The organism is Rhizobacter sp. (assembly GCF_031412495.1).
GTDB lineage: Bacteria > Pseudomonadota > Gammaproteobacteria > Burkholderiales > Burkholderiaceae_C > Schlegelella_A.
This window is the reverse complement of sequence record NZ_JANODC010000062.1, coordinates 1-2479: the sequence shown is the minus strand read 5'-3', so window position 1 is coordinate 2479 and position 2479 is coordinate 1. Positions and strand designations below refer to the sequence as shown.

General features: G+C 67.5%; 2 protein-coding genes. Both read left to right on the top strand.

The genetic code is table 11. The annotated features are described in order from the left end of the window. The coding region (locus tag AC30N0_RS02335; protein ID WP_489516329.1) for a 2-oxoglutarate dehydrogenase E1 component at positions 1-1996 on the top strand (1996 nt) is incomplete at its 5' end. 31 nt (positions 1997-2027) lie between these two features. After that, on the top strand, positions 2028-2479 hold a 452-nt coding region (locus AC30N0_RS02330), incomplete at its 3' end, for a biotin/lipoyl-containing protein (RefSeq protein WP_489516328.1).

The window sequence follows — 2479 nt, the reverse complement described above, 5'->3', positions numbered from 1 at the left end:
CCACACGGCGCCCGAGAACCTGCCGTCGGGCGACGTGAAATACCACCAGGGCTTCTCGAGCGACATCACCACGCCGGGCGGGCCGGTGCACCTGAGCCTGGCCTTCAACCCGTCGCACCTGGAGATCGTCAACCCGGTCGTTGAACGCGCGGTAAATGCGCGGCACCACCCGCGCGGCGACAAGCCTGGCGCCCCCGTGCAGCCGATCATAGTGCCCGGCGACGCGGCGTTCGCCGGGCAGGGCGTGGTCATGGAGACGCTGGCCCTCGCGCAGACACGCGGCTACTACACCGGCGGCACTGTCCACGTCGTCATCAACAACCAGATCGGCTTCACGACCTCGGACCCGCGCGACTCTCGCTCGACGCTCTACTGCACCGACGTCGTCAAGATGATCGAGGCGCCGGTGCTGCACGTGAACGGCGACGACCCGGAGGCGGTGGTCCTCTGCACGCAGATCGCGCTCGACTACCGACAGGAGTTCAACAAGGACGTCGTCGTCGACATCGTCTGCTTCCGCAAGCTCGGCCACAACGAGCAGGACACGCCGGCGATGACGCAGCCGCTGATGTACAAGAAGATCGCCCAGCACCCGGGCACGAGGAAGCTGTACGGCGACAAGCTCGTGGTGCAGGGCGTGCTCGCGGCCGACGGTCCCGACGAGATGGTCAAGGCCACGCGCGCTGCGCTCGACGCCGGCAAGAGCAGCTACGACCCGGTGCTCACGAACTACAAGAGCAAGTACGCGGTCGACTGGGCGCCGTTCCTGGGCAAGAAATGGACCGACGCCGCGGACACGGCGCTGCCGCTGACCGAGGTCAAGCGCCTCGCGGAGCGGATCACGACGATCCCGCCCAGCTTCAAGGTGCACCCGCTGGTCGAGAAGGTGATCGCCGACCGCGCCGCCATGGGCCGCGGCGAGATCCGGGTCGACTGGGGCATGGGCGAGCACCTGGCGTACGCGTCGCTTGTCGCCAGCGGCTATGCCGTGCGCCTGTCGGGCGAGGACTCCTCGCGCGGGACGTTCACGCACCGCCACGCCGTGCTGCACGACCAGAACCGGGAAAAGTGGGACGAAGGCACGTACACACCGCTCGAGCACGTCGCCGACGGCCAGGCGCCGTTCGTCGTCATCGACTCGCTCCTGTCCGAAGAGGCGGTGCTCGGCTTCGAGTACGGCTACGCCAGCGCCGAGCCGAACACGCTCGTGATCTGGGAGGCGCAGTTCGGCGACTTCGTCAACGGTGCGCAGGTCGTGATCGACCAGTTCATCGCCTCCGGCGAGGTCAAGTGGGGCCGGGCCAACGGCCTGACCCTCATGCTGCCGCACGGCTACGAGGGGCAAGGTCCGGAGCACTCGTCGGCGCGGCTGGAACGCTTCATGCAGCTCTCGGCCGACAACAACATGCAGGTCGTGCAGCCGACGTCGGCCAGCCAGATCTTCCATGTCCTGCGCCGCCAGATGGTGCGCATGTTCAGGAAGCCGCTGATCATCATGACGCCGAAGTCGCTGCTGCGGGCCAAGGACGCGAGCTCGCCGCTCTCGGATTTCACCAAGGGCGACTTCAAGACGGTGATCGGCGAGACCTCGGCCGAGGTGAGCGCCGAGAAGGTCAAGCGGCTGATCGCCTGCTCGGGCAAGGTCTATTACGACCTGGTGAAGCAGCGCTCCGAGCGCAGGAACACCGACGTGGCGATCGTCCGCGTCGAGCAGCTCTATCCGTTCCCGCACAAGGCCTTCGCCGCCGAGCTTCGCAAGTACCCGAACCTGGCCGAGGTCGTGTGGTGCCAGGACGAGCCGCAGAACCAGGGGGCCTGGTTCTTCGTGCAGCACTACATCCACGAGAACATGGGAGAAGGGCAGCGCCTCGGCTACGCCGGCCGGGCACCGTCCTCGTCGCCGGCCGTCGGCTATGCGCACCTGCACCAGGAGCAGCAGAAGGCGCTGCTCGAGCAGGCCTTCGGCAAGCTGAAGGGCTTCGTCCTCAGCAAGTGAGACGGACCCACCGAACAAGAAAGAAAATCCGATGTCCTTGATCGAAGTGAAGGTTCCGCAGCTGTCGGAATCGGTGGCCGAGGCCACGCTGCTGCAGTGGAAGAAGAAGCCCGGCGAGGCCGTGGCCATGGACGAGATCCTGATCGAGATCGAGACCGACAAGGTCGTGCTCGAGGTGCCGGCGCCGGCCGCCGGCGTGCTCGCCCAGGTGATCAAGAACGACGGCGACAGCTGCATTGCCGACGAGGTGATCGCCAAGATCGACACCGAGGGGCAGGAAGCGGTGTCGGGGGCGATGCAGATCCGCAGCGTCCCGCCCGCCGAACCTGCGCCGGGCTCCACGCCGGGAGTGCCGCCCGAGGTCGCGGCTCAGGCCACGCCGAAGACGGGCGTCCCGATGGCCCCGAGCGGGATCGCCATGCCGGCTGCGGCCAAGCTGATGGCCGAGAACGACCTGCCGGCCGGGTCGGTGCCGGGCACCGG